This is a genomic window from Flavobacterium sp. (assembly GCF_029945805.1).
In the GTDB taxonomy this organism is placed as follows: Bacteria; Bacteroidota; Bacteroidia; order Flavobacteriales; family Flavobacteriaceae; genus Flavobacterium.
The window spans coordinates 170148-191113 of record NZ_JAQSDH010000038.1 but is presented as its reverse complement, the minus strand read 5'-3'; the positions used below and the strand labels follow the sequence as shown (position 1 = coordinate 191113).

The following is a 20966-nucleotide window of genomic DNA, read 5'->3' as shown; positions in this document are numbered from 1 at the left end:
TTTAATCTATCTATTTTTGTCTTATAATCTGTATCGATTATTTAGGACTAGTCAACTGTTGTTGAACTAACGTTAAATAATATGTAATAATATAAATCACAGTACTTTTCTTTGTTAATTTGTGAAAAATTTTAAAATGGGTTTTCGCTTCCTTATTCTGTTCGTAATCATTGGAATAGTTGAACTCTATGCTTTTCAAGCCATAAAAACGGTTACAAAATCTAAATGGATTTTGATTTCATATCTAGTAATATCTGTTGTAGCAATTTTATTTATAAGCTATCAATTACTTAAGTTCGATAGGAGTGTTGGTCAAACCAAAATGACGATGGTTACTTTGGGATTATTGTTATTGGTGTTACTGCCAAAACTAGTTTTAACTTTGACAATGCTGATGGAGGATGTATTGCGGTTTATGATGGGAACCGTTACTCATTTTATGGGACACAATTCCGATAGTTTTTTGCCCGAAAGAAGAAAATTTGTCAGCCAGGTTGCGATCGGATTGGCTGCTGTTCCGTTTTTGTCATTGATTTACGGAATGACTGCCGGTAAGTATAATTTCAAGGTTATCAAACAAACTTTATTCTTCCCTGATTTACCGGATGCTTTTGAAGGATTTAAGGTAACACAGATTTCGGATATTCACAGCGGAAGTTTTGACGATGAAGAAAAAATAAGATATGCTATCGATTTAATCAACGAACAGCAATCTGATTTGTTGCTTTTCACAGGTGATATTGTAAATGCTAAAGCAGATGAAATGCATCCATGGATTGACATTTTTAATGGATTGAAAAAATACGAGTACGGGAAATTTTCTGTTTTAGGCAACCATGATTATGGCGAATATCTGGATTGGAAATCACTTGAAGCAAAAGCCGAAAATTTTGTTGCAATAAAAGACTTACACCGTCAAATTGATTTTAAGTTATTATTAAATGAAAACATCAAAATTAAAAAAGGAAGTGATGAAATTGCAATAATTGGTGTTGAAAACTGGGGGAAACACTTTGGAGAATTTGGCAATATTGATAAAGCTTCCGAAAACATTAATCCTGCAGATTTTAAAATATTAATGAGCCACGATCCAAGTCATTGGGAATACATTGTGAAAAAACATCCAAAGAATATTCAATTAACACTTTCCGGACACACGCACGGAATGCAGTTTGGCATAGAAATTCCAGGGTTTTTCAAGTGGAGTTTGGCGAAATATATGTACAAACAATGGGCGGGATTATACACGGAATTTGGACGATACGTTTATGTAAATCGTGGTTTTGGTTTCCACGCCTATCCTGGAAGAGTGGGTATTATGCCGGAAATAACGGTTTTTGAACTAAAAAAAGGCAATATTGTAGCATAATTAGTTAAAAATGCTACATTTGTGCTTTACTATTTCTTTTAAAAAATAAAAGAACTAAAAACATTTTGGTTTTATGTCAAAATTTGGAGAATTAATCAACGCACAAGTTCCAGTATTAATTGACTTTTATACTGAATGGAACGAATCTTCAGTTTCTATGCATCCTGTAATCAGAGATGTAGCTGCTGCGCTTGGTGACCGAGCAAAAGTTATAAAAATTGATGTAGATAAAAATCAAGAATTGGCTGATGCACTTCGTATAAAAGGTTTACCAACCCTGATGATTTATAAAGAAGGTCAAATGGTGTGGAGACAATCCGGTGAACTGGATGCCAACACTATAATCAATTTGGTTCAGGAGCAATTGTAAAGAATAGATAATAGATTTAAAGATAATAAACTACAAGATAATAGAAAAGCGACCTAATTTGGGTCGCTTTTTTATTGCTTCAAATAGTAGATTAGAGCTCTTTAGCCCCGATAGTAGCGGCATCCTTTTTAAAGTAGTGCCGGAACGAAAGTGGAGGTGCTGCTTTAAAAGTAGTGCCGGAACGAAAGTGGAGGTGCTGCTTTAAAAAGATATAGCGGATAGCGGGAGCAATCGTGACTAAAAAAGCAAATGTTGTGCTACCCAAATAAAAAACCCTCACATCGCTGCAAGGGTTTCTTATTTTTTGGATTCCCGCCTTCGCGGGAATGACAATTAATATCTGTAGTATTCCGGTTTAAATGGCCCTTGAACTTCAACACCAATATAGGCAGCTTGGTCATCTCTCAATGTTTCCAATTCAACACCTAATTTAGCAAGGTGTAAAGCAGCTACTTTTTCATCTAAAATTTTTGGTAACATATACACTTCGTTTTTGTAAGCTGAAATGTTTGTCCATAATTCGATTTGAGCTAAGGTTTGGTTTGTGAATGAATTACTCATTACAAAACTTGGATGACCCGTTGCGCAACCTAAGTTTACTAAACGCCCTTCAGCAAGAATAAGAATATCTTTTCCAGCGATAGTATATTTGTCAACTTGTGGTTTGATTTCAATTTTAGACGCACCGTGGTTGCCATTCAACCAAGCCATATCAATTTCGTTATCAAAGTGTCCGATGTTACAAACGATAGTTTTATCTTTCATTTGCTCAAAGTGAGAACCAAGAACGATGTCTTTATTTCCAGTTGTTGTAATAACGATATCCGCATTTCCAACAACAGTATTTAATTTTTTAACTTCAAAGCCGTCCATAGCCGCTTGTAAAGCACAAATTGGATCGATTTCAGTTACGGTTACGATAGAACCAGCACCACGGAAAGAAGCCGCAGTTCCTTTTCCAACGTCACCATATCCGCAAACAACTACTCTTTTTCCAGCTAACATAATATCAGTTGCACGACGAACCGCATCAACTGCTGATTCTTTACAACCGTATTTGTTATCAAATTTCGATTTAGTAACCGAATCATTTACGTTAATAGCCGGCATGTGTAATGTTCCAGCTTTCATTCTTTCGTATAAACGGTGAACTCCAGTTGTAGTTTCTTCAGATAAACCGTTGATTCCAGGGATTAATTCTGGGTAACGATCAAATACCATGTTTGTTAAATCTCCACCATCATCCAAAATCATGTTTAATGGTTTTCTATCTTCACCAAAGAATAAGGTTTGTTCAATACACCAGTCAAAAGATTCTTCATCCAGACCTTTCCAAGCATACACTTGAATTCCAGCAGCAGCAATAGCAGCAGCAGCTTGATCTTGAGTTGAGAAAATATTACAAGAAGACCAAGTAACTTCAGCTCCAAGTGCAATTAAAGTTTCGATTAACACTGCAGTTTGAATTGTCATATGGAGACATCCCGCAATACGTGCACCTTTTAAAGGTTGTTCATTTTTATATTCAGATCTAAGTGCCATTAATCCTGGCATTTCAGCTTCTGCCAATTCAATTTCTTTTCTTCCCCAAGCCGCAAGTGAAATATCTTTCACTTTAAAAGCTACAAAAGGTAATGTCTGTGTACTCATCTATTATGTATATTTGTTTTTTTTAATTTGGGTGCGAAATTACGCAATAAGAAAGAATTAAAAAAACGTTTTTTGCTTTTTTATGATTTGTTTAGCTACTTAATTTTCTGAAAAACAATTAGATAATTTAAAATCAACAATGCCTTTACTAAAAACCATAGCTTTAAATGATTACACTCAATTGTTGGTTTGGAAAATAACCGAGACGTTTGATGAGCTGTTCAGCAGCATAGCTTTGAAAGATATTTCTTTGGCTAGAGTAGAAAGCATGAAAGCCGAAAGTCACCAAAAAGGGTTTTTGAGTGTTCGTAGATTATTGATGGATTCCGGATATACCGATTTTGATTTGTACTATGATGAATTTGGAAAACCCCATTTGAAAGACGGAAAACACATTTCAATTTCGCATTCGAATGGATTTTCGGTAATCGTTTTGAGCGATGTCAATATTGGTGCCGATTTAGAAATTCTAAAGGAAAAAACTTTACTTCTAGCTCCGCGTTTTATGGATATTGCACACTTGAAAAATCTCACTAAAGAAGAGGAATTGATGAAGGCAACAGTGGTTTGGGGAATCAAAGAATCCGTTTTTAAGATTAAAAACGAAATCGGAATCAGTTTTAAAGATCACATTTTTGAAAATGGATTCAATCTGAAAGATAAAAAATGTACGGTCGAATTGCGATTCAATAATAAAATTGAAGTTTTCGATATTGTTTTTGACTTTATAGAAAACTATGTCTTTGTTTGTGCATTTGAATCAATTTGATTCTTTTTTTCTGCTTTCATAAATAGTCACCATCAGCATGGTACCCATTTTTCGAGCGCGTCGTTTGAGCGTTTCTACATTTTCACCTACAAATAATTCATCGAGCGTTTCAAACCACAAATTCAACCATAAGCCAAAAATACTAGGATTAATTTTGTTATGAAATTGCTCATCAACCTTTATATGGGCTTCAATTGGATTTCCAAAATATTTTCGAACAGCAAATAAATTGTTTTCCCAAAAATCGGTAAGCTTTTCCAAATGACTTTCCCAATCTTGAATAGTAGTATTGAAAAACGGGCCAATTTCTTCGTTGGCTCTGATTTTTGCATAAAACGAATGAACCAGCAACTTTACATCTTCGCGGTTTTCAATTTCTTTCATTCTAAAAAACCAATAAGTTTAAAATTATGGTCAGTGCACTTACTATCACGCTTAAAATCGTCATATTGTACACTGTTTTTGGAGTTAATTGTGCTAATATAGCAACATTTACCATCATACAAATACCCACAACTATTCCAAGTTGTATCATTTGAAGGATAGAAGTTCCGTTTTTTAAAGTATACATTGCCGCTGCCGAACCTAAGCAACTTTGTCCAATAACAATTAAAGCAACGTAACCAATGTAATTTTTTTGAAAAGATTCTAGTGATTTATCGTAAAGTATCATAACCTTGAAATTTTATTTCACAAAGTTACGCTAGCCATTTTTCCGAATATTATGACTTAAATCATAAAGGATAAGTTTATCTAAATACTTTTCGGTTTATAATTTGAATTTCATTTTTCTTCTCTAATGATTTGATGGCACGAATAACCGTTTCTACGCGAAGTCCTGTTAAATCAGCCATTTGTTGTCGTGTTAAAAGAATCTGAAATCCCTCTTTCGCCTTTTTTAATTTAAAGAAATTAATGTAATAATCGATTAATTTCAACAAGCGATGTTCGGGTTCTTGCGACGATATTTCTGCTGCCATCACCGATTTATAATGCAGTCTTTGCGCTAAATATTCAATAATTGCTAAAGAAATAGTAAAATTATTCTTTACCAAATCTAAAAAACTAGTTTTAGGAAGAATGTAAATTTCACAATCAGAAACATCTATAGCATTGGCCGGATAGGCTCTTTCTAAAAATAAAGGAGGTTCTCCAAAAGATTGACCATCTTGAAAAATACCTTGAATAAATTCACGTCCAAGATCATTGAAATTGCACATTTTGACTTCACCAACACAAATTTGATAGTAATTAGAAGGTTGATTTCCTTCCTTAAAAATAATTTCACCCTTTTGAAATTTCTTCTTCTTAGCTTGATAAGATTCTAATAGCTCCTGTGAAATCATGGTGGAAAAATGGTGATGAAACACAAATTTACGATTTAAATTTTACGGATTTTAAAAAAGACCTACATTTACCAATCTATCATCTTTAGGAAATATTCATGTTGTATCCCGAAATTTTACTAGCAAAAAAGCAAAATAAAAAACTACTCGCCCTATTATTGGATCCTGACAAATTGATTTTAGATGATATTGAAAACATAATTTCAAAAATTAAAAATTCTCCCGCAACCCATATTTTTGTTGGCGGAAGTACTTTTGAAGGGAATCATTTAAATGAAATCATTATCCGATTAAAGTCAAAAGTCAAATTACCCATTTTACTTTTTCCAGGAAATCCATCTCAAATTTCAGCTGAAGCTGATGGCATTTTGTTTCTAATGTTACTTTCAGGAAGAAATCCAGATTATTTGGTTGAACATCAAATTAATGCCGTTCCGATTCTAGAAAAAACCAATCTCGAAATCATTTCAACAGGTTATATTTTGATAGAAAGTGGCTCTGAAACTGCGGTAGAACGCGTAAGTCAAACTAAACCATTATCTAAAAACAACATCGAATATATAGCGCAAACCGCAAAAGCCGGAGAATTAATTGGCAACAAACTGATTTATCTTGAAGCCGGAAGCGGGGCACAAAATGCGGTTTCTGCTGAAATTATAAAATGTGTTTCTAACAAAATTTCGATTCCATTAGTTGTTGGCGGAGGCATTCGTTCGAAAACACAAATTGATGAAGCATATTCCGCTGGCGCAGATTTGGTTGTTATCGGAACAGCTTTTGAAAATGACACAAACTTTTTTGACTACAATCTGTCACACTGAGCGCAGTCGAAGTGCTTTTAAATTATTTAATGATGTTCGAATTCCTATTTAATCAATACAAAGACTATCCAACCTACGAAATTGCACTCGAATTAACTGCGATAGTTTTCGGATTGCTGAGTGTTTGGTTTGCCAAAAAAGATAACATCTGGGTTTTCCCAACTGGAATAATCAACACCGTTATTTACACCTATTTGCTTTGGAAATGGTCCTTGCTAGGCGATATGATGATTAATTTTTACTATGCTGTGATGAGTGTTTACGGCTGGTATCACTGGACGCGAAAGACTGGAGATGTTGTCGAATTTCCAATTTCGAGAATGAATACTTACGAAAAAAAGATTTCACTACTGATTTTTGTGTTAACAATAGCATTTGTGGCTTCGGTTTACGTATTTTTTGATAAATTTACCCATTGGACATCTTACGTCGATACTTTCGTCACCGGAATTTTCTTTGTTGGAATGTGGCTGATGGCGCGAAGGAAAATCGAAAATTGGATTTTATGGATTGTTGGTGACATCATTTCAATTCCGATGTACTTTGTCAAAGGCTATTCGTTTACGAGTATTCAATATTTAATTTTTACAATAATTGCCGTTTTTGGGTATTTGGAATGGAAGAAAACTTTACAACAAAAGACAATTTAGCAAAAAAATACGGTTTTACCGAAGCAGATTTTGAACAAATCAAGCCTTTGGGTATTGCTTTGGATAAAATCGAAGGAGAACTTTTGCTTTTCAAATCCGGGATTCCGAAGATTACACTCGAAAGACCGGCCACTATAAACGACGGAATTTTAAAATTATCTACTACAGAATTTCAGGAATATGCTGATTATTTTGACTCCAAAAAAGATGCATTGAAACTAAAAAAGTTTGTTCCGGCTTCTGGCGCAGCAAGCAGAATGTTTAAATTTCTTAGTGAATTTCTGAATGACTTTGATCACGAAAACGAAACCGTAAACGCTTACATTAATAGAAAAAAAGATAAAAACCTTCCAATATTTTTAGCTGGAATTGAGAAGTTTCCGTTTTATGAGGAAATAAAAACTAAGCTAAAAGAACTTTACGAAAACTATTACTCGTTAGAAAGTCATGAAAAGAGCTATCTTTTCATTAAAACAATGTTGTCTTCAGAGTACTTTGATTTTGCTAATAAACCAAAAGGCGTTTTAGATTTTCACAGATACGAAACAGAAATCGCAACTCCAGCTGAAGAACATCTTAACGAATGTGTCTTTTATGCTAGTGCTAACTCGGTTTCAAATCTACATTTTACTGTTTCAGATCATCACGAAAAGTTGTTTCAGAATAGTATTGATAGTGTAAAGCAGAAAGTAGAACGCAAGTCAAAAACCACCGTTTATGTTGCTTATTCTCATCAGGACAAAAGCACTGATACCATTGCGGTTGCGCCGAATAATCTGCCTTTCCGTAATGAAAACAATCAATTGGTTTTCCGTCCAGGCGGACATGGCGCTCTAATTAAAAACCTAAATGATCTTGATGCTGATGTGCTTTTTATCAAAAATATTGATAACGTAATTCAAAATCATATCCAAGAAATTACTTTATATAAAAAAGGTTTGGCTGGTATTCTACTCGATTTGCAACAAAAAATTTTCGGGATTTTGAAAACGATTGAAAACGAAACAATAAAAGAAAATACCATTCCAGAAATCACCGAATTTATGGAGCGCAAGCTGAACATTGATGTGATTGAAGATTTCCAAAAATATACTTTAGCCAACAAATTAGAGTTTATAAAAAATAAATTAAATCGTCCAATAAGAGTGTGCGGGATGGTAAAAAATGAGGGAGAACCTGGTGGTGGACCATTTTGGGTAAGAAGCTATAAAGGAAATGTATCGCTTCAAATTGTAGAAAGCGCTCAGGTTGATGTTCACAATTCAGAGCAAGAGCAAATCTTAAAGAAAGCCACTCATTTTAATCCAGTTGATTTGGTTTGTGCCACTAAAAGTTATCTAGGTGAAAAATTCGACTTAACGCAGTTTGTTGATCAAAGCACTGGTTTTATTGTCCACAAAAACAACAAAGGCAAAGATTTAAAAGGCTATGAATTGCCTGGACTTTGGAATGGCGCGATGGCCAAATGGATTACGATTTTTGTCGAAGTTCCATTGGTTACTTTTAATCCTGTAAAAACGGTTAATGATCTTTTAAAACCTGCGCATCAGCCCCAATATGGAAACTGAAAAATTAGTAACTGAATTAACTTTTAAAGCCGTTAGAAGTTCTGGCGCTGGTGGACAAAACGTCAATAAAGTTTCCTCTAAAGTTGTTTTGACTTTTGATTTAAACGCTTCCTCAGCATTAAATGAAGAAGAAAAAGCATTGATATCAAATAAATTAGCATCCAAACTAACTTCTGAAAACCTTCTGATTTTAAACTGCGACGAAGACCGAAGTCAACTCAAAAACAAAACAATTGTTATCAAACGTTTTCTCGATTTAATTAAAAAATCTTTAATTATTCCCAAAAAACGAAAAGTCACGAAAGTTCCACGTTCCGTAATTGAAAAACGAATCAAAGCAAAAAGAAACACTTCAGTAATCAAGCAAAACAGAAGAAAACCTGAATTTTAAATTTCAATTTCAGAAATCAATTTCAATAACAATTGTGTTAACTTTTTAAAATTGCCATTGTCATTGCCATTGTTTTTTTTACATTTGTCCCGTCTCAAAAGGGGTGCTCTAAATTACGAGCTGAGATTATACCCAATGAACTTAGAACAGGTAATGCTGTTTAAGGAAAAGTGACAAACCAGAGTGCACGCTGACTTTGTCACAGGAAACAAACATTTTTATTTTTTAACCAAGAATAATTACCTCTTTTTATTCGTAACATTTTTTACGAATGGAAATTTTATTCAAAAAAAGAAAAAAGAAGAAAGAGCAAAGAAAAAAGATTATACTTTGCTTTCTTGCCTCTTGCCTCTTGCCTCTTGCCTCTTTCTCGCAAGAAAAAATTCAGGACACCACCAAAGTCAACCCGCTCGATGAAGTTTTAGTTTCTGGAGTTCGTGCCAGCAAAAAAAATCCAGTTACGTTTACGAATGTGACTAAAGAGGAACTTGCTCCTCGAAACCTAGGGCAAGACATTCCAATCTTACTTAATTACTTGCCGTCAGTAGTAACCACAACAGATGCTGGAAATGGCGTGGGTTATACGTACATGCGTGTTCGCGGCACCGATGGTTCGAGAATTAATGTAACCCTGAACGGCGTTCCATTTAATGACAGCGAAAGCCAAGGAACTTTTTTTGTTAATTTGCCTGATTTTGCGAGTTCATTAGAAAGTATTCAGTTACAGCGTGGCGTTGGAACTTCAACGAATGGTGCCGGAGCTTTTGGGGCTAGTTTAAACATGCAAACCAAATCCTTTCAAGAAAAAGCCTATGCAGAAATTTCAAATTCTAGCGGAAGTTTCGGAACAAGGAAACACACTTTAGCTTTCGGTACTGGTTTACACGACCATTTTGAAATGAATGGAAGAATTTCACAAATTGCATCCGATGGTTACATCGATAGAGCTTCAAGCAGGATGTTTGGTTACTTTTTTAATCTGAATTATGTTAAAAATTCGACTCAGATTAAAGTCATACTTTTTGGCGGAAAAGAAAAAACATACCAATCCTGGAACGGACTCGAAGATCCGGATAAATTAGCAAATGACCGAACTTATAATTCGGCAGGGCTCTATTTTGACGAAAATGGAAATGAAAAATTCTACGACAACGAAACTGATAATTACCGTCAGCATCATTTTCAATTGCATTGGTCCGAAAAATGGAGTCAAAAATGGAGTTCCAATGTGGCGCTGCATTATACTTTAGGCAAAGGATATTACGAACAGTTTAGAGAAGATGCCGATTTAGCCGAATACAATTTACCGAATTTTCAAGGAAACACAATAGCTGATTTGGTTCGACAAAAATGGCTCGATAACGACTTTTTCGGAACTACTTTTTCAATGAATTATAAAGCTGTCAAAACAGATATTCTTTTCGGCGGTGCAGCCAACCGTTATTTAGGAACGCATTTTGGAAAGGTAATTTGGACGCAATTTTATATTCCAGCAGACCGACGTTATTATGATAATTACGGAAATAAAGATGATGTGAATCTCTATGCGAAAGCATCCCATACATTCGGAAAAATTAACTTTTTTGCGGATATGCAGTACCGAATGGTTTTCTACACCGCAATTGGCGAAGATTTTGCCGATGTGAACGATACATTCCGATTTTTCAATCCGAAAGTGGGTGCGAGTTATCAATTGAACGCCAAAAATTCGTTTTACGCTTACGCCGGAATCGCCAATAAAGAACCAAGACGCGATGATTATGAAAACGGAAGTGCTAAACCAGAAAGGTTGTACGATTACGAATTCGGGTGGAAATACAATTCGAAAAATACTGCTATAAATGTGAATGCCTTTTACATGCAATACAAAGATCAATTGGTTTTAACCGGCGCATTTAATGATGTTGGTTCACCCATTTTTACGAATAGCGGCGCCAGTTATCGTTACGGAATTGAAATTGAAACGGCTGCTAAAATCTTAGAAAAACTGACTTTTCAGCCTAATGTTACTTTGAGTCAGAATAGGAATAAAGATTTCTTTTTTCAGCGTGATGGCATTTTACAGAATTTAGGCAACACCAACATTGCTTTTTCACCAACTATTATCGCTGGAAATGCAACAACTTATTCACCTATAAAAAATCTAAGTCTGGCTTTCCTTAATAAGTTCGTCGGAAAACAATTCATGGGAAATATTGATTCAGAAGCATCCGTTTTGAAAGCGTATAACATTCACGATTTTAATGTCACGTATTTATGGAACATTAATAAAGGAATAAAATCGATTCTATTCTCGGGATTGGTGAACAACATATTTGATTACCAGTACGAATCCAATGGTTATTTCTATACTTACGATGATGATTTTTCAACACCTGGAGTTACAACAACTATTGAAGGTGCAGGATATTATCCGCAGGCCGGAATCAACTTTTTAGCTGGAGCAACAATTAAATTCTAAAAATTACGACGGCTTTCAAAAATGAAAGCCGTCGTAATTTAAATTTATTCTTTAATTATAGTGTAGCTCTCTAATTGACCTTGATATTCTATTAGTACTAAATAAGTTCCTTGTGGTAAATTTCCAATATTTAATAACTCTGGCAATGCAGTATTTGGAAATGTTAAAAGCAATGACCCCGATTGGTTAAAAATTGTAACTGTAACTATAGGATTATAATTTGTTACTAAGTTTCCGATACCCAAATCTAAACTTGGAACGTTACCAACAGGATTATTATTTATCGTTGTAAACCATGGCGCCTCATATTTCACTGTAATGTTTAACAATCCTTCTGAAACAGGATTTGGCGTAAGTATAAAATTATTCCCTACAATTCCATTAAATGGATCGCTACATTCAGACGAACAGTTATTCATAGTATAAACTACTTCAAACCAATCTGACCAACCGCAACCATTTCGGGCTTTTACCTTGAATACAAAATCTTTGTTACAAGTTGGATAGATAAACACTCTGTAAAGTATAAAAAGGTTCATTTCCAATTATTTGATTATATTTTTTCTGAATAGAATCAAATACTACGCCCTTATATTCGCTATTTTCCCAATCACTTAAAATATCGAAGTCTGTATTTATAATTCCAATGGGGACAACGTTTTTACCCTTAAACTCAATTTTTTCATCAACAATTTTTTCTAATACTTTCGAGTGTAAAAACTTCTTAGCTTTACCCGCATTGTACAATTCTAAAATTGATTGTTAAAATAACTGTAGTCTGCAGTATTTAGACTGTCTGACAAATTAAAATTGTAAAGGTTTGCAAGTTGCATCGTCCTTTCATACAAAATACCACTTTTAATTTTTGTAGTATCAATCTCTGTTAATTTTTTGTCCAGTTCATTATAGTCTGGATTTGGTAAATCCTGTGCTACAACATTGTTAAAAAACAATGCTACAATAGCTAGAAAAAATAATTTTTTCATAATTTTGCTTGCTTTTTGGTTAATATTTATTTGTTAATCATTAATTAGGGTTGCCTTTGCCGAGGCAACCTTTTTTGTTTTAAGGAAAATAGGTCCCAGCTATTGTTAAGCTGTTAATATCAAATCTTCCTTTAGTAATTTCTATTTCATCATTTGGATTGTTAATATTTCTAACTCTACAACTAAATGTACCAGAAATAATAGTACCTGTTAGTGGGTTTTGAGATAGTCTCGTAATGGTGAAACTTCCTGAATTTGGAAAAGAAACATATTTTTGAAACGAATTTGTGAGTTTATCATACACATTGCGATGAATGTAATTATGCTCAAAGCCATCTATATCCGTCATTCCGGTAGATTCGTCAATAGTATAAGTTCCTATACCATTCATAGGAGCATTGTGCATGTGGAAGAAAAAACTCCCTCCTAAATTGCTTATGTAATCTATGACTTCTAATTCATAATAATCAAAATTAAACTCTTGATATCGTCTAAAAAGTCTTACGCCTGATAACGGAAAGACTAAACTGCTGTTACCGCTTCTAGGCAATAGTAGCTTTCCATCAATAAGACACCCAAAAGTATTGGCGCCCGTTTGAGTTTCGGGTTGTAGTCAGCCACTAGGAACTGCTATCTGTGCTGCATCCTGCAAGTATCATGATAAAAAAGAATAAAAAAAAATGTTTCATAATGTGTTGGTGCTAAAATTTAAACTGATGTTTGTAACCTAGATTAAATAGTGTGTTTAGCGTTGGTTTTGAAGAATTTCCAAATAATGTTTCCACATCTCCTTTAGAACCGCCTATATATCCTTCGTAGTCAATAAAGATTGCGTTTTTTTCAGATATGAAATAATTTAGTCCGTAACCTAACATGAATCCCAAGTTAAATTTTTTAAAATCTTTTTCGGGTTCGGGAAAATAATTTTTATAAGAACTATACGTTTCAACATTTAGAACTAATCCTGTTTTCAAATTTCCTTTCAGGTTTTTGTAGAGTCTAAATTCCCATTTAATAGCGATGGGAAAAGCTATCTGATCACCTTTAAAATCTCCCGAATAAGAATCAGTTAACCATGAACTTGATTGCCTAAAGGATACGCCAGTTTTGAAATATTTAATTTTACCTTCAACACTCCATTGTTTGCCAAAGTAATATTCTGCTAAAACGCCGCCTTGAAATGAGGTTTTATCACCTCCAACTTCAAAAGAAGTAATTTTGTTTGTGCCTATTTCAGCTCCAAAATACCATTTCCCTTTAGGATAAACAATACCTTCTTTTTGTGCTGTCGCGATAGAGGAATAAAAAAGAGTTAATAAAATTATTTTTTTCATAATTAATAGTATTTAAATGATAGTGTAAACATATTAAGATAATTTCAAACTGAGGTACAGTTTTTCTATACATTTTACAAATAAACACATATTTATTATCTGATAATGAGCTATCTAAAAAATATATTTCTATTTTAAAACTACCGCTATATACTAACATCATTAGGCTATGACACACAATTTTATATTGTTTTTGACACACCTTCGTTGTTAATTCTGCTAAGTAGCATAGTGTTTGCTAAAGCAAGTTTAAACACTAACATCAATGGTGCTAGATGTTAATTTTATTTGATTATTAGGACTTTTAAACATTTTTAAAAGCACAATTAAAAGTTTTTAGAAAATAGTTCCATGAAGAGTATATAGAAATTATCGTGCTTATAAAAGTTGCTAAATCACTATTTCCTGTTGCAAATAGAATTATTTTTTTAACTACAAAAAAGATTTCTAATTGATTTTATTTTGTAAATAAAGTAACACTCAGCATGAAGTAAATATAGATTAAGACTACTCAATATTTAACTTTTCCTCATATGAAAAATACCCCAAATAGCGTCTAACTTTTTGAGGTAGGTCTAAATTTAAAAAATGAGGAACTTTTTTAATTGAATATCATTAAGTTTCCGCCACTCATTTGAACGCGGTATTGTTTCATCGGGTATTGCATTCCGGGACTTTGTCCGGAAAACAAGTTGTAGATTTTATTATCACACGTACATTTCGCTTCAATTCCGGTGATAGTCATTGGTGAACCGCAACTATCGAAAGTTTGGTTTGGACATGCCAAATCATAAGCAACAAAGCTGTTTCCGGCATTGAAAACCACAATTCCTCTTGCGCCTTGTGTGTAATTTACAATATGATTGCTTGGAAATTGCAGATTACTGTACTGTGGTAAATTAAGATTTAGCGACAAATTCACCGGATAATTCGGAATATTAGGGTTGTTATTATTTATAGTTCCCCCATCACAAGCGAACAATACTGGAATTGCCAGTAAAAAAACGAAGATCTTTTTCATATTAAATTATTTCGAATACTATAGCGAAACAAATTTAATTTAATTAACTTTGACAAGCGTTAAATTACGTCAACATTTTTGAAATAACATTAAAATAGTATCTTTGCAAAAAGAAATCCCGTTCCTATGGGATTTTTTCTATTTATATAAAAGAGGAAAACATGAGCACAGTATCTTACTACACGGCAGAAGGATTAAAAAAATTAAGAGAGGAATTAGATCATTTAAAAAGCGTAATGCGCCCAAAAGCCTCTCAGGACATAGCAGAAGCAAGAGATAAAGGTGACTTGTCTGAAAATGCCGAATATGATGCAGCTAAAGAGGCACAGGGCATGCTTGAAATGAGAATTGCTAAACTTGAAGAAGTACATTCTAATGCAAGGCTTATTGATGAAACACATCTAGATGTTTCTAAAGTTTTGGTTTTATCCCACGTAAAAATCAAAAATCAAGCCAACGGCATGGAGTTGAAATATACTTTAGTTGCTGAAAGTGAAGCTGATTTGAAAACCGGAAAAATTTCTGTAACTTCTCCTATTGGGAAAGGATTATTAGGAAAATCTGTTGGTGAAGTTGCCGAGATTACTGTTCCAAATGGAACTTTACAATTTGAAGTTTTAGAAATTTCTAGGGACTAATTTTTGTCACACTGAGCGCAGTCGAAGTGCTCTTAATAAATTTACCATGTCAAGCATTTTCACTAAGATAATAAACGGCGAAATTCCAAGTTACAAACTTGCAGAAGACGAGAACTTCATCGCAATATTGGACGTAAATCCAAATGCGAAAGGGCACAGTCTTTGTATACCGAAGCAGGAAATCAACAAGATTTTCGACATGGATGAAACGCTTTATCTGGAATTGATGAAATTCTCGAGAAAAGTTGCCAAAGCTGTTGAGAAAACCGTTGAATGTAAAAGAATTGGTGTTGCAGTTGTTGGCCTTGAAGTGCCTCATGTTCATGTACACCTAATTCCGTTGCACGATATGGATGATATGCGCTTTCAAAGAAAAGTTACTTTAACCAAAGAAGAATTTGAAAAATTAGCGGAAGCGATTCGGAAAAATTTATAATTCTATTGGATTAAAACTAATATACCTGCGAAGTTTCATTGATTTCGCAGGTTTTTTTAATATTATCTATCAAGTTTATGAGAATCTTTTTACTATTTTGTTTTTCATTTCTGACTCAAATTTCGATTGGGCAAACTAATCCGTATGCTGCCATCGATACAAAAATGATGGCTATTCCTGAAAATCAAACTGCAACAACATCTGAAATTGCTGATTATATCAATTCAAATTTTAAAACCGAAACGGAGAAAATTAGAGCCGTTTATTTTTGGACCGCATCAAACATAAGTTATGATGTTCCCAACATGTATCAGATGAATACCGATTCTTCGCAATTAAAAATTGTAAACGCTTTAAAATTAAGAACTGGAGTTTGTATTCATTATTCCGAAATTTTCAATGATATTGCCAATAAAGTCGGCGTAAAAACCTTTATTATTGGCGGCTACACCAAACAAAACAATCAAATAGCAACTCTTGCTCACGCTTGGAATTCCTCACAAGTTGACGGAAAATGGTTTTTATTTGATGCTACTTGGGGCGCTGGATTTGTTGAAAAAAATCAATTTACCAAAAAACTAAATAATACTTTCTTTAAAGTAGAACCAAGCAAAATGATTGCTTCGCACATGCCATTTGATTATATGTGGCAGTTTCTGAATTTATCACTAACCAATCAGGAATTTATTTCGGGCAAACCCGACACTACTAAAGCTAAACAGAATTTTGATTATGTATCTGAAATTAGCAAATACGAAAAACTAAACGATTCCGACAAAGCCTTTGAATCGGCTGCAAGAATTGAAAAAAACGGACTTTTAAACAACATGATTGTCGAACATTACAATTATAAGAAAAAGGAATTTACCGTAATAAATCAAAACAAAAGCGTTGAAAAATTAATTGAAATTACAGCAAATTTTAACGAATCAATTCGCGATTTGAATGATTTTATCTTTTTCAGAAACAAACGGTTCCAACCCAAACAAACGGATGAAACGTTGAAAAAAATGATGCAGAATGTTAAGGATAAAATGAATAAAAGCAAAGATGATACTTACAATATTACTAATGTAAGTCCGGAAAATGCAACAAATCTTAATAGTTTAAAAAGAGCCATATTAGAAGGCATTGACAAAATGAAAGAGCAAGATGATTTTCTAAAAGAATATTTGAGCAAAAACGCAATTGGTCGAAAATTGATGTTTACGAACCTGAGATAATTTATGCTTTCTTAAAAGTAATCTTCATCGTTGTTCCTTTACCAATTTCGGAATGTTCTACTTTAATTTTACCTTTGTGGTATTCTTCCACAATACGTTTAGTTAAAGACAATCCCAAGCCCCAACCTCTTCTTTTAGTGGTAAATCCAGGTTCGAAAACTCGGTTAAATTGTTTTTTGGGAATGCCTTTTCCAGTATCTGAAACCAAAATTTTGACGTGATTATTTTCGTTTACAATTTCAACTGAGAGTTTACCTTTTCCTTTCATGGCGTCAATAGCATTCTTGACCAAATTTTCCACCGTCCAACTGTGAAGTGCTTGATTTAAAGAAACCATGATCGGTTTTTTTGGCGCTTTAAAAGAAAATTCTACTTGTTTTGAAAATCGTGATCTTAAATACTCGAATGATTCTTCTGTTTCTTTTATGATATTCATAGGTTCCAAAATAGGTTCAGAGCCAATTTTAGAAAACCGATCCGTTATAGTCAGCAGTCGGTTTATATCTTTTTCGATTTCAGAAATGGTCGTTTCATCCACATTATCAGCTTTCATAATTTCAAGCCAACCAATTAATGAAGATAAGGGTGTACCAATTTGATGCGCGGTTTCTTTAGCCATTCCAGCCCAAAGTTTGTTTTGTGTGGCCATTTTGGTGCTTCGATAAAAATTATAAACAACAGCCCCAAAAAGAACGATAATCATCAACAAAGCAATCGGATAATATTTCAATTTATTAAGCAAAGACGAATCGCCATAATAGAGCTTATGTGCTTGTTTGTCCGAAATCTGCATGACAATCGGCTCATTTTGATTTTTCAATTTCTGCAACAATGCCGTTAACCTGACTTTGTCTTTCAAAACATCATCATCAATATTTGTTGTGTTAATTATCGAATCATTATCGGTGACAATAATCGGAATTGAAGCTTCCTGGATAATTTGAAACGGAAGTTCAATATCCACATCGGCATTGGGATCAGCGCTGTTGAGCTTCTTTTGAGCCAAAGCCCAATTCTGCATTTTAACGCGTTCTTCATTTTTAAAAATTTGGAAAAAAGTATAGGTATTCCACAAAATTAAAATCACAATGACAAACGAAGCCATAATGATAATCCAACGGGTAACATTTCTTTTCTCGGAAAACTGCATGAATTGTATTTTGGTTTAAAAGTAATGAAAAAAGATTAGTTCTATTTTTTACTCTTTCGATTGTCCAAATAAAACATAAAAAAATTACATTTGTTAAAACAAAAAATACATGCTCAGTTTCGAACCACATACACTTTCACCAGCGCAGTTGCAAGGTTATCTACAAAGTGCCGTAGCGCCAAGACCAATTGCTTTTGCCAGTACGGTAGATGCTAATGGAAAACCGAATTTATCACCATTTAGTTTCTTCAATGTGTTTAGTTCTAATCCCCCGATTCTCGTTTTTTCGCCAGCACGCCGCGTTAGAAACAACACCACCAAACACACTTTAGAAAACTGCGAGGCAACGAAACAAGTTGTAATTAATGTAGTGAATTATGATATTGTACAACAAGCTTCTTTATCAAGTACCGAATATCCAGATGGAGTAAATGAATTCTTAAAATCAGGCTTAACAATGTTGCCTTCGGATTTGATAAAACCTTATCGCGTGGCGGAAAGTCCGGTTCAGTTTGAATGTAAAGTAAATGAAATTATAGCCTTGGGAGATCAAGGTGGAGCCGGAAATTTAGTCATTTGCGAAGTCGTTAAAATTCACATCCATGAAAGTATACTTGACGATCAAAATAGGATCGATCAACACAAGATCGATTTAGTTTCTCGCTTAGGCGGAAATTGGTATTCTCGTGCAAATGCAGGCTTGTTTGAAGTCGAAAAACCCTTAACAACCCTCGGAATAGGCGTAGATGCTATTCCAGATTTTGTAAAAGAAAGCAGCATTTTTGACGGAAACGATTTTGGTAAATTAGGCAACGTTGAAGCATTGCCAACAACAGAAGAAATTACTATATTTGTACAAGAGAATTTTGCCGTAAAAGGTGTTTTGAGTTCGGATGATGAAATGAAAATCCACCAAAAAGCAAAAGAATATTTGAATAATAATGACGCACTCTCTGCATGGAAAGTGCTTTTAGCAAAACAATAATTATGGAAGTTACCGGAAAAATTAAAGTCGTTAATCCTGAGCAGCAAGTAAGCGCCAGTTTTAAAAAAAGAGAATTAGTTGTGGCTACAGAAGAGCAGTATCCGCAATTTATCAGCATTAACTTTGTACAAGATAAATGTGATTTATTAAATAATTACAATGTGGGAGATGCCGTAAAAGTTTCTATCAATTTAAGAGGTAGAGAATGGGTAAATCCACAAGGTGAAACCAAATATTTCAACGACATTCAAGGTTGGAGAATCGAAAAAACGCAAGCGGAAGCTCCAGCAGCTCCAGGTATGGCTCCAATGCCTCCTGCAGAAGCTTTTGCTCCAGCAACCAACTTCAATGAAGAAGAGCACGACGATTTACCTTTCTAAGAAGAAAGAACAAAGAATAAAGAAGAAAGACCATTCCAACAGTAACATTGTGCGAATGGTTTTTTGTTTATAAACTTTTCTTGCCTCTTACTTCTTTCCTCTATTTTCTTACTATGTATTTCCTAACCAAAGAACTCTATTTTCCGCCAGTTGAAGAAGCTTCCTATGAAGGGATTCTTGCTATTGGAGGCGATTTGTCTATTGAGCGATTGCTTTTGGCGTATCACAACGGAATTTTTCCTTGGTTTAATGTAGAGGAACCGATACTTTGGTGGGCACCGCCAGAAAGGATGGTAGTTGCTCCCGCCATCTATAAAGTTTCGAAAAGCATTCGCAATTTACTCAATCAGAATAAATTCCGAATTACGTTCAATCAAAACTTCAGCGATGTCATTGCCGGCTGTCAACAAGTAGAACGTATTGGCCAAGACGGAACTTGGATTTCAGAAGACATCATTGAATCCTACACAAAATTACACGAAATGGGAATTGCTAAATCTGTAGAAGTTTGGAAAAATGACGCACTTGTTGGCGGATTATATGGCATGGATTTAGGTCACGTTTTCTGCGGTGAAAGCATGTTTTCTACAGTGCCGAATGCGAGTAAAATTGCATTTGTAACTTTGATAAAATATCTAAAAGAAAACAATTACAAACTCCTCGATTGCCAAGTACACAACGACCATTTAGAAAAATTAGGCGCCATAGAAATTTCAAGAGCAGCCTTTATGAAAATACTAAAATCTGATTTCTAAATTCTAAATTCTCGTCCAACAATCGGCGACATGATCATTCACCATTCCTGTGGCTTGCATGTGCGCATAAACTATGGTTGAACCCACGAATTTGAATCCGCGTTTCTTCATATCCTTGCTCAACTTATCTGAAATTTCAGTTACAGCCGCAACCTCTTTCAACGTTTTCGGTTTGTTATCAATTGGCTTTCCGTTAGTGAATTCCCAAATGTATTTCGAAAAACTTCCAAACTCTTTCTGAACTTCCAGAAACGCAATTGCATTAGAAACCGTTCCTCGTACTTTTAATTTATTTCGAATAATACCTGCATCTTGCAATAATTCCTGAACTTTATCTTCGTCGTATAACGCGATTTTTTCGTAGTCGAATTGGTCAAATGCCTTACGGAAATTTTCACGCCTTTTTAAAATAGTATGCCAACTCAATCCTGCCTGAAAGGTTTCCAATAACAAAAATTCAAACAGCGTTTCATCATCATAAACGGGATTCCCCCATTCGTTATCGTGATAATTTCTATATAAATCATCTTTTTCACACCAGCCGCAGCGCACTTTATTTTCCATGATTTGTAGCTATACTATTCGTACTAAATAATCCCACAAGGATATCATAAAATACTCCTTTTTTAGATTGAAGTTTACTTTTCTCGTAGCTCAAATTTA

At 34.2% G+C, this 20966-nt stretch carries 25 protein-coding genes; 14 read left to right on the top strand and 11 right to left on the bottom strand.

Going from position 1 to position 20966, the window contains the following annotated elements; translation table 11 throughout:
* Positions 1 to 136 precede the first annotated feature (136 nt).
* Both PSU83_RS10505 and PSU83_RS10500 read left to right on the top strand, forming a co-directional pair.
* The gene (locus PSU83_RS10505) at positions 137 to 1369 is read left to right on the top strand and encodes a metallophosphoesterase (protein ID WP_300589383.1); all 1233 of its coding nucleotides are present in this window, start codon (positions 137 to 139) and stop codon (positions 1367 to 1369) included.
* Positions 1370 to 1442: 73 nt separating this feature from the next.
* Positions 1443 to 1739 carry a thioredoxin family protein gene (locus tag PSU83_RS10500; RefSeq protein ID WP_236463011.1) on the top strand — a complete coding sequence of 99 codons (297 nt, stop codon included), beginning with the start codon at positions 1443 to 1445 and terminating at the stop codon, positions 1737 to 1739.
* A 333-nt stretch (positions 1740 to 2072) separates the two neighbouring features.
* Here PSU83_RS10500 and ahcY read toward each other — a convergent pair whose 3' ends face one another.
* On the bottom strand, positions 2073 to 3389 hold the full coding sequence (ahcY, locus tag PSU83_RS10495; protein WP_300589382.1) for an adenosylhomocysteinase: 1317 nt from the start codon (positions 3387 to 3389) through the stop codon (positions 2073 to 2075).
* Between the two features lie 139 nt (positions 3390 to 3528).
* Between ahcY and PSU83_RS10490 the strand changes: the two genes are divergently transcribed.
* Positions 3529 to 4158 (top strand): 4-phosphopantetheinyl transferase, encoded by a 630-nt coding sequence (locus PSU83_RS10490; RefSeq protein WP_300589381.1) that lies wholly within the window; start codon positions 3529 to 3531, stop codon positions 4156 to 4158.
* On the opposite strand, the gene PSU83_RS10485 is transcribed toward PSU83_RS10490, so the two are convergent.
* The 3 genes from PSU83_RS10485 to PSU83_RS10475 form a co-directional block, all read right to left on the bottom strand.
* Complete coding sequence (locus PSU83_RS10485; protein WP_300589380.1) at positions 4150 to 4542, bottom strand: group III truncated hemoglobin; 393 nt, start codon at positions 4540 to 4542, stop codon at positions 4150 to 4152. The two genes, PSU83_RS10490 and PSU83_RS10485, sit on opposite strands and share 9 nt — an antisense overlap.
* Before the next feature lies 1 nt (position 4543).
* Positions 4544 to 4831: a hypothetical protein gene (locus PSU83_RS10480; RefSeq protein WP_300589379.1), complete on the bottom strand. Its 288-nt coding sequence runs from the start codon at positions 4829 to 4831 to the stop codon at positions 4544 to 4546.
* Positions 4832 to 4907: 76 nt separating this feature from the next.
* Complete coding sequence (locus PSU83_RS10475) at positions 4908 to 5504, bottom strand: Crp/Fnr family transcriptional regulator (protein WP_300589378.1); 597 nt, start codon at positions 5502 to 5504, stop codon at positions 4908 to 4910.
* Between the two features lie 98 nt (positions 5505 to 5602).
* On the opposite strand from PSU83_RS10475, the gene PSU83_RS10470 reads away from it, so the two are divergent.
* The 5 genes from PSU83_RS10470 (at position 5603) to PSU83_RS10450 (ending at position 11395) form a co-directional block, all read left to right on the top strand.
* Positions 5603 to 6325 (top strand): geranylgeranylglyceryl/heptaprenylglyceryl phosphate synthase, encoded by a 723-nt coding sequence (locus tag PSU83_RS10470; protein ID WP_300589377.1) that lies wholly within the window; start codon positions 5603 to 5605, stop codon positions 6323 to 6325.
* A gap of 32 nt (positions 6326 to 6357) precedes the next feature.
* Complete coding sequence (gene pnuC, locus PSU83_RS10465) at positions 6358 to 6975, top strand: nicotinamide riboside transporter PnuC (RefSeq protein ID WP_300589390.1); 618 nt, start codon at positions 6358 to 6360, stop codon at positions 6973 to 6975.
* Positions 6942 to 8543, top strand: a complete 1602-nt coding sequence (locus PSU83_RS10460) for a DUF4301 family protein (protein WP_300589376.1) — start codon at positions 6942 to 6944, stop codon at positions 8541 to 8543. The genes pnuC and PSU83_RS10460 overlap by 34 nt, the downstream gene beginning before the upstream one ends.
* Complete coding sequence (gene arfB, locus PSU83_RS10455; RefSeq protein ID WP_300589375.1) at positions 8533 to 8934, top strand: alternative ribosome rescue aminoacyl-tRNA hydrolase ArfB; 402 nt, start codon at positions 8533 to 8535, stop codon at positions 8932 to 8934. The genes PSU83_RS10460 and arfB overlap by 11 nt, the downstream gene beginning before the upstream one ends.
* 271 nt (positions 8935 to 9205) lie before the next feature.
* Positions 9206 to 11395 carry a TonB-dependent receptor gene (locus PSU83_RS10450; protein WP_300589374.1) on the top strand — a complete coding sequence of 730 codons (2190 nt, stop codon included), beginning with the start codon at positions 9206 to 9208 and terminating at the stop codon, positions 11393 to 11395.
* Between the two features lie 44 nt (positions 11396 to 11439).
* Here PSU83_RS10450 and PSU83_RS10445 read toward each other — a convergent pair whose 3' ends face one another.
* The 5 genes from PSU83_RS10445 to PSU83_RS10425 form a co-directional block, all read right to left on the bottom strand.
* On the bottom strand, positions 11440 to 11934 hold the full coding sequence (locus PSU83_RS10445) for a T9SS type A sorting domain-containing protein (protein ID WP_300589372.1): 495 nt from the start codon (positions 11932 to 11934) through the stop codon (positions 11440 to 11442).
* A gap of 210 nt (positions 11935 to 12144) precedes the next feature.
* Positions 12145 to 12381, bottom strand: a complete 237-nt coding sequence (locus PSU83_RS10440) for a hypothetical protein (RefSeq protein ID WP_300589371.1) — start codon at positions 12379 to 12381, stop codon at positions 12145 to 12147.
* A gap of 79 nt (positions 12382 to 12460) precedes the next feature.
* Positions 12461 to 12931: a hypothetical protein gene (locus tag PSU83_RS10435; RefSeq protein WP_300589370.1), complete on the bottom strand. Its 471-nt coding sequence runs from the start codon at positions 12929 to 12931 to the stop codon at positions 12461 to 12463.
* Between the two features lie 151 nt (positions 12932 to 13082).
* A complete protein-coding gene (locus PSU83_RS10430) occupies positions 13083 to 13715 on the bottom strand; it encodes an outer membrane beta-barrel protein (protein ID WP_300589369.1) in 633 nt (210 codons plus the stop codon).
* Positions 13716 to 14316: 601 nt separating this feature from the next.
* The gene (locus tag PSU83_RS10425) at positions 14317 to 14736 is read right to left on the bottom strand and encodes a hypothetical protein (protein WP_300589368.1); all 420 of its coding nucleotides are present in this window, start codon (positions 14734 to 14736) and stop codon (positions 14317 to 14319) included.
* A gap of 161 nt (positions 14737 to 14897) precedes the next feature.
* On the opposite strand from PSU83_RS10425, the gene greA reads away from it, so the two are divergent.
* The 3 genes from greA to PSU83_RS10410 all read left to right on the top strand — a co-directional run bounded on the left by greA (position 14898) and on the right by PSU83_RS10410 (position 17033).
* Positions 14898 to 15374: a transcription elongation factor GreA gene (gene greA, locus PSU83_RS10420; RefSeq protein ID WP_300589366.1), complete on the top strand. Its 477-nt coding sequence runs from the start codon at positions 14898 to 14900 to the stop codon at positions 15372 to 15374.
* A 46-nt stretch (positions 15375 to 15420) separates the two neighbouring features.
* Entirely contained in the window at positions 15421 to 15810 is a 390-nt protein-coding gene (locus tag PSU83_RS10415) for an HIT family protein (protein WP_300589365.1), read from the top strand.
* A gap of 77 nt (positions 15811 to 15887) precedes the next feature.
* Entirely contained in the window at positions 15888 to 17033 is a 1146-nt protein-coding gene (locus PSU83_RS10410; RefSeq protein ID WP_300589364.1) for a transglutaminase domain-containing protein, read from the top strand.
* A 1-nt stretch (position 17034) separates the two neighbouring features.
* Here the strand turns inward: PSU83_RS10410 and PSU83_RS10405 are convergent, their stop codons facing one another.
* A complete protein-coding gene (locus PSU83_RS10405; RefSeq protein ID WP_300589363.1) occupies positions 17035 to 18183 on the bottom strand; it encodes a HAMP domain-containing sensor histidine kinase in 1149 nt (382 codons plus the stop codon).
* 109 nt (positions 18184 to 18292) lie between these two features.
* On the opposite strand from PSU83_RS10405, the gene PSU83_RS10400 reads away from it, so the two are divergent.
* From PSU83_RS10400 to aat, 3 genes are all read left to right on the top strand, one after another.
* Positions 18293 to 19168 carry a flavin reductase family protein gene (locus PSU83_RS10400; protein WP_300589362.1) on the top strand — a complete coding sequence of 292 codons (876 nt, stop codon included), beginning with the start codon at positions 18293 to 18295 and terminating at the stop codon, positions 19166 to 19168.
* A gap of 2 nt (positions 19169 to 19170) precedes the next feature.
* On the top strand, positions 19171 to 19548 hold the full coding sequence (locus PSU83_RS10395) for a DUF3127 domain-containing protein (protein WP_300589361.1): 378 nt from the start codon (positions 19171 to 19173) through the stop codon (positions 19546 to 19548).
* A 113-nt stretch (positions 19549 to 19661) separates the two neighbouring features.
* Entirely contained in the window at positions 19662 to 20303 is a 642-nt protein-coding gene (aat, locus tag PSU83_RS10390; RefSeq protein ID WP_300589360.1) for a leucyl/phenylalanyl-tRNA--protein transferase, read from the top strand.
* A 3-nt stretch (positions 20304 to 20306) separates the two neighbouring features.
* Here the strand turns inward: aat and PSU83_RS10385 are convergent, their stop codons facing one another.
* On the bottom strand, positions 20307 to 20867 hold the full coding sequence (locus tag PSU83_RS10385; RefSeq protein ID WP_300589359.1) for a DNA-3-methyladenine glycosylase I: 561 nt from the start codon (positions 20865 to 20867) through the stop codon (positions 20307 to 20309).
* Positions 20868 to 20966 lie beyond the last annotated feature (99 nt).